Below are 6,658 nucleotides of genomic sequence, written 5' to 3'. Positions count from 1 at the left end.
GTTGCATGACATCACTTCCCACTCCCTGCGACCATAAAACAGGTATCAATCCAAACAAGGCCACACAAACGGTCATTATTTTTGGCCTCAGCCTTTTAGCAGCTCCATGGATCACGTATTCTCTAAGATCATCGTTACTTATTGTTTCGCGGGAATTTCCTTTTAAAGCCACCAGTTGCCTCATGGCATCATTCAAATAGATGACCATCACTACGCCCGTTTCCACAGCAATACCAAACAAAGCAATAAAACCTACTGCTACGGCCACCGAAAGATTAACACCCCAGAAATACACCAGGTAAGCGCCTCCAATCAAGGCAAAGGGGATAGTAACAAGGCTTAAAAACGCTTCTCTTGCCGACTTAAAAGCAAGGTATAAGGCTAAGAATATGATCAATAACACAATAGGCAAAATATAGATCAGCGTCTGCTGTCCGCGTAAAAGATTCTCATACTGGCCGCTCCATTCCACAAAGTATCCGTTTGGCAGTTTCAAATCTTTATTGAGCTTCTTTATCGCCTCCTGAACGGTAGTCCCCAAGTCCCGCTCCCTGACATTGAACATAACGGCACCGCGAAGAAGCGCATTCTCGGAGGTGATCATTGGCGGACCGTCTACGAAACGGATATCTGTAACCGCAGAAAGGGGAATAGTTCCTGCATCAGGCGAAATAAGCGGGATCCGCTTTAGCTTGTCCAAACTGTTCCTGAAATCCTGTCCCAGGCGTAAATGTATACTGAAGCGCTTCCTGCCTTCAATGGTCGTCGCAAATGGTGTACCACCAATAGCGGTTTCAACCGTGGCATTTATATCATCAACAGAAAGTCCGTAGCGCTCCAGTTGATTTCTTTTGATATTAATCTCCAGGTATTTAGCTCCGGTAACAGGCTCAACATACAAATCTTTCACTCCATTTATATTCTGGAGTAATGATTGAACCTTCCTGGATACCAGGTCAATTTGTTTCAGATCCTGCCCATAAACTTTTACCCCTACATCTGTACGAATACCCGTCGAAAGCATGTTGATTCGGTTAATGATCGGCTGCGTCCAGCCATTTACAACTCCCGGGATTTGAAGCTTTGCGTCCAGTTCCGTAATAATATCCTGCTTGGTCATCCCGGGACGCCATTCACTTTTAGGCTTAAGAGAAATGATCGTTTCGATCATATTAATCGGCGAATTATCAGTAGCTGTATTCGCCCTGCCGGCCTTACCCAAAACATGATCAACTTCAGGGGTTGATTTAATGATCTTATCCTGAACCTGTAATATCCTCTTGATTTCAGCATTGGACACATCAGGCAAAGTAATTGGCATAAAAAGTATAGATCGTTCATCCAGGGGAGGCATAAATTCGCGGCCAAGACTGAATACTAAAGGAATACTGATGAGGAGTGCCAGGATGTTGATTCCGAGGGTGGTTTTCCGATGTTTCATGCAAGACCTGATAATAGGCTCGTATATCTTTTCTAATCGCCTGTTAATTGGGTTTTCATGTTCGGAACGAAACCTTCCCTTCATAAAAAAAGAAATCAGGACTGGTGCAAGTGTTACCACCAGAATCGCATCTATAATCAGGATGAAAGTTTTGGTATATGCAAGGGGATGGAAAAGTTTCCCCTCCTGTCCGGTTAATAGAAAAACGGGCAGAAATGAGGCGATAATAATTACCGTCGAGTAAAAAACACCTCTTGAAACCTGCTGGCAGGCTCTTTCGATAATGCTTAATCTTTCTTCATCGGACAGACGGACATAATCTTCTGATTTGACTTTTTTTACCCAGAGATTTTTTATTTTATTCCACATGGGACGGTCCTCCATTTCTTAGTTGGGTAAGTTCAGCTTGCCGTAAGGCAAGGTTTTTATAAGCATTCTCAGCCATTATGATCCCATTATCTACGATTACTCCAATAGCCAGGGCAATGCCGGTTAATGACATGATGTTAGATGAAATATCAAAAGCATTCAGAATAATAAAGCTTGTAGCGATCGTGATTGGAATTTGAATGATGATACTGATGGCACTTCTCCAGTGCAGCAGGAATAGGATGACAATAAGAGAAACTACAATCATTTCTTCGATTAGCGTGGTTTTAATGGACGAGATTGACTCTTCAATCAGCTTCCCCCGATCGTAAACAATATTAAATTCCATTCCCTCGGGCATTCCCTTTGCTACCTCAATCATCTTTGACTTTACACGACGGATAACTTCATCGGCATTTTCGCCATAACGCAATACAACAATTCCACCAACGGCCTCACCTGCGCCATTATAGTCCATGATTCCAAGCCTGCTTTCGCCCGCCATTTGTACGGTGGCTATATCCCTTATTTTTATCGGAATAGAGTTTTGAGTGCGAACAGAAAGATTTTCTATCTCAGTGATGGAGTTAAGGTAACCTGTAGTTTTAATGATATAACCAATGCCGCTCATCTCAAACTTTCGCCCGCCTGCCTCATTATTATTTGCATTTACTGTTCGGATGATATCGCCTAACGAAAGTTTATAGTAATTAAGCTTATTTGGATCTATATTGATCTGATATTGTTTTTGAAAGCCCCCGAAGGAAGCTATTTCACTTACTCCAGCAACATTCTGCAATGCGAATTTGACATACCAGTCTTGTACTGCCCGCTGTTCTCCCAGATCCATTCCGGGCGCATGAAGGGTATACCATAATACATGCCCGATCCCCGTTCCATCCGGACCCATTGTGGGCACTACGCCTTCCGGCAGATTTTTACCAATCGAACTCAAACGTTCAAGCACCCGTGAGCGGGCCCAGTATACATCTGCATCATCTTCAAATATGATATAGATAAAGCTCATTCCAAACATGGAGTTAGCCCGAACATACTTTACTTTAGCAATACCCTGCAGATTAGTAACCAGAGGGTAGGTCACCTGATCCTCTATGATCTGAGGACTGCGGCCCATCCATTCGGTAAATACAATCACCTGGTTTTCTGAAAGATCAGGTATAGCATCTATTTTAGATGTTTTAACAGCATAGATTCCCCAAATGAATATGCTGCTTGCAAAAAGCAATACAAGAAAACGGTTCCTTAATGAAAATGATATTAGCCTTTCAATCATAAGTTGAGATTGCCTGCCTGCGGTAGGCAGGCTACGATGGGTAAGTTTTTTATATTGATTTATCATTAATAGCCAATCTCGGAGCCAACAAATAATACTGAGCCATTATAATAGATGGCAGGCAGAGTTAAAGAAAGGTGAGATTGAGGTAGAGGGCTATAAGCCTTTTCAGCAATAGAAAATGGCCTGAAAGGAAATAAAATCAAATACGGAAGTTACGATTGCGGATGAAGGCAGGGATGGACTGCGTTCGTGGGGGTTGGATGCTAAGGTAATTCTCCTCTCTAAGGGAGGATGAAAACATGTGCTGTGTTTCAATAAAAGAAGTTAAGGAGAGATCCAGCTCAGGTAGATTAAACTCGTAAGCACTTGGTGCTGCTTTTTGAGACTTCTCAACTTTAAACTGTTGACTCTGGTCTTTACAACATTTTTCGGTTTCTGATTCCGGTCGGCCGCAAGAACTGCATTGATCAGGATTGGTGTCAGATAGCCCCCATTCAATAAGCTGACCCATACAATAATGGAAATGTACAGTCGCACCGGATGATACACCCAGGTAGAATATTGTTAATATGGTTAGGACTAACTTTTTCATTTTAAATGAGTTACAAATATCGTAAAAATTTTAGTTCTCAAAACATGTTGCGTATGATTTATCGATCTTTTAAGCGTTCAAGTTGATTTATTACATTAAGGTGTCAATTTTTGAGAAGGCCAAATCAATGTATTCTGTTGCACAAAGGAATTTAACAGCGCAACTGTGGATTCTCCAGTTGACTAAAGCTAAATGCTGGTTAGACACCATTATTAGAACAAACTATACCGCTGTTGCTATTTGTTCGCACGCGGCTGCGCATGCACGACATGCTTCCGCGCATTCCCTGCAATGCTCCATACCCATTTCAGCATGTTTTTCGCATTCTTCAGCACAGGCATTACACGCATCTGCACATATTCTGCAAAGGTGGGCGCTGTATTCACTACCCAAGCTCATTACTTCTGCTGCTGCACGGCATAGAGCAGCACATTCCAGATCCAGTTGAATGCACCGGGCCATCATCTTAACATCTTCCTCTTTTAAACATTCTGTAGCGCAATGGCTACAGGCTACCGCACATGCAACACAAGCATCAATGCAGTCCTGAAATTTTTGATGTGACATAATTTACTGATTAAGATCTGTTAGTTGTTATTCGCTCCATTTTTTAAACTGCTCAATTTCCATTTTCTGATCTGCTATTATTTTCCTGGCCATAGAAATTAATCCCGGATCCTTTCCAAATTGAACAAATCCATCCGCCATCATAATAGCTCCCTTGTGGTGAGGAATCATCATCTGTACAAAGTGTTTATCTGTTGAAGCATCCCCATCCATTTTAGGCATATCCATCATCATCGTCATATTCTGATCCATGACTTTAGCAAATCCCTTTTTTTCCGCTACAGGATCATAATTTTTTTCGGGATTCTTATGATTATCAAGAAAAGACTGTAACGCACTAATTTCAGATTTTTGAGCGTCTATGATATTTTGAGCCATTTTTTTTAATTCATCATCTTTCCCGGATTCAAGTTCTACCTGAGCCATATCAACTGCGGCCTGATGATGGCATTTCATCATCATCGCATAATCATTATCTATATTTCCAGTCATTTCCATTTTATGCATATCATTCATCATCTTGTCCATTCCAGACTGCATACCAGAATTCATGGGCATTGAACCCATGTCCATATCATTACTATCCATAGAAGAATGATCCGTTTCAGTCTTAGACGCATTATTTTGACATGCGGAGAGACTTAGTGTTAGAGTGAATGCAGCAATCATCAAGCTGTTCGTTTTCATGGTTAAAGATTTAGTATTGATTAAACAATATAAAGGAAGGCTAAGAGGCTGTATTGAAATTTTATACTTATTCAAGCAGTCTAAAGAAGAGACAATTCGTCAATGCTTTTGTTTTGATTTTTTATGTTCAGAACACGGGTGGACGAACTATTAATTAATGCCGAAAATAAAAAGTTATGGGTTTTGTAAATGACGGGGACATTTAGAAGTTCTGGGTAAACAAAAATTCTATTAATTTAATATCAGACTTGCAGTCTTAATCGTTTTTTCTTTCGTGTCGGACCATGCAAAAATAACCCGATTGCCTGATTTTGTCATTTGCGGAAACCCGCCAGATCTCGATTCCGATGAGGATGCAATAACCATTGAGACATCCTTTTTACCATCACTATATACTCTTGTTGCCTTTATGTCAGAGCCTTCCATCCAGCTTACCATGGCACTACTTTCATTCAGCATAATGAGATCTACCCGGCCAATCGTTTCCGATTCATTAATCTTGATCGGGGTATTAAATGTAGCGCCACCGTCATCTGAGAAAACAACCTGAACTCTTCCAGTTTTATCCGGGGACGAAAACCAGGCTATCGCTAAACTATTTCCAATTGCATCTGCCCTTGGCCCGTTGACGGGGCATCCCGAAATTTTCCAGTTATCAGAGAATATAGGTTTGGGTTGTGTCCATTGACCATTTACCAGCCTAACAATAGAGACATCCCGGATCTCATCTTCCGAGCGGTCGCGGTAAATTACGACAGGCCCATTTGCTGTTAATGCGGCACTTGTCTGGCAGCAATCACATACTCTATTATCCAATTCCCATTCTTCGGATTTTATGCCTGTTTTATTAACAGCCGCCGCACGTAGCGACATTGCTCCATGATGTTCACCGCCGTGTCCTGTATTACCTTCCATAGCCGTATTTCTGCCATCGAGCCAGGAAACAAAATAATTTTCCCCATGGGGTAGCATTGATACAAATCCGTGTTCTGCTTTCTTACCATCATCATGAAGAATCCGGGAGGGGTTCCAGTTTAGCCCTTTGTCAGATGAAGTAAGGAGCTTAATATCATAAGTATAAGTACCGTATTCACTTTTTTCCAGGATGTGAGCTATCATATTTCCTTCACTATCCGAAGCCAACATCGGATAATCAGCCCAGTTAACAAACCAGTTGTTTCCCGAAGCAATCACGGTTGGTTTTGACCACTGATCTTTGTTTAAGAGCGAGAATTTCAGTGAACTTGTTTCCTTTACTTTTTCGATCCATGAAAGATAAACAGATCCATTTTTGCCCGTAAAGAGGTAAGGTTCCGCACTCAGAGAATCGGCTGGAGAAGCGAGACTTTTTAAACTATCTTTTTCCACACTTATTTTCTCTTCCGGATTATTACACGCCAAAAAGAACATGGAGACTATCAAAGCAATGAACTGTCTAATCATTTCGTTTTTATAATTTCACGGATCAACTTAATATTTCCAGCATCGTCCCATTTTCTTCCACCGGGTTCTGAAAAAGCCAGGTTACCTTCGGGACTAAAGATAAAGGTGGTTGGCAGGGCCTGAATATCCAGGTCCTCACTGTTTTCTATTCTTGTATAATCGAATTTATAATCATGCTTGATACGAAACCCGTCAATTTCTTCAATACTTTCATTTGAAGCGAGCAAAAATACTATTTCTTCGTCCCGGAGTATATTTTGAG

At 41.3% G+C, this 6,658-nt stretch carries 7 protein-coding genes; all 7 read right to left on the bottom strand.

Annotation, left to right across the window (positions count from 1 at the left end):
• Positions 1 to 1,810: efflux RND transporter permease subunit (locus WKF69_RS17940; RefSeq protein WP_340383664.1), on the bottom strand; the 1,810-nt coding region annotated here is incomplete at its 3' end.
• Positions 1,800 to 3,104, bottom strand: a complete 1,305-nt coding sequence (locus WKF69_RS17935; protein WP_340383662.1) for an efflux RND transporter permease subunit — start codon at positions 3,102 to 3,104, stop codon at positions 1,800 to 1,802. The genes WKF69_RS17935 and WKF69_RS17940, both read right to left, overlap by 11 nt.
• Positions 3,105 to 3,306: 202 nt before the next feature.
• Positions 3,307 to 3,699, bottom strand: coding sequence for a hypothetical protein (locus WKF69_RS17930; RefSeq protein WP_340383660.1), 393 nt, complete (start codon positions 3,697 to 3,699; stop codon positions 3,307 to 3,309).
• Positions 3,700 to 3,921: 222 nt separating this feature from the next.
• Positions 3,922 to 4,266 carry a four-helix bundle copper-binding protein gene (locus WKF69_RS17925; RefSeq protein WP_340383658.1) on the bottom strand — a complete coding sequence of 115 codons (345 nt, stop codon included), beginning with the start codon at positions 4,264 to 4,266 and terminating at the stop codon, positions 3,922 to 3,924.
• Positions 4,267 to 4,293: 27 nt separating this feature from the next.
• Complete coding sequence (locus WKF69_RS17920; protein WP_340383656.1) at positions 4,294 to 4,953, bottom strand: DUF305 domain-containing protein; 660 nt, start codon at positions 4,951 to 4,953, stop codon at positions 4,294 to 4,296.
• A gap of 231 nt (positions 4,954 to 5,184) precedes the next feature.
• Positions 5,185 to 6,396 (bottom strand): hypothetical protein, encoded by a 1,212-nt coding sequence (locus WKF69_RS17915; RefSeq protein WP_340383654.1) that lies wholly within the window; start codon positions 6,394 to 6,396, stop codon positions 5,185 to 5,187.
• Positions 6,393 to 6,658, bottom strand: a 266-nt coding sequence (locus tag WKF69_RS17910) for a hypothetical protein (RefSeq protein WP_340383652.1), incomplete at its 5' end; no start/stop codon positions are given. The genes WKF69_RS17915 and WKF69_RS17910, both read right to left, overlap by 4 nt.

The organism is Daejeonella sp., from assembly GCF_037719425.1.
Lineage (GTDB): Bacteria > Bacteroidota > Bacteroidia > Sphingobacteriales > Sphingobacteriaceae > Daejeonella.
The sequence above is the reverse complement of the archived record's forward strand: the minus strand, read 5'-3'. Positions and strand labels throughout refer to the sequence as shown.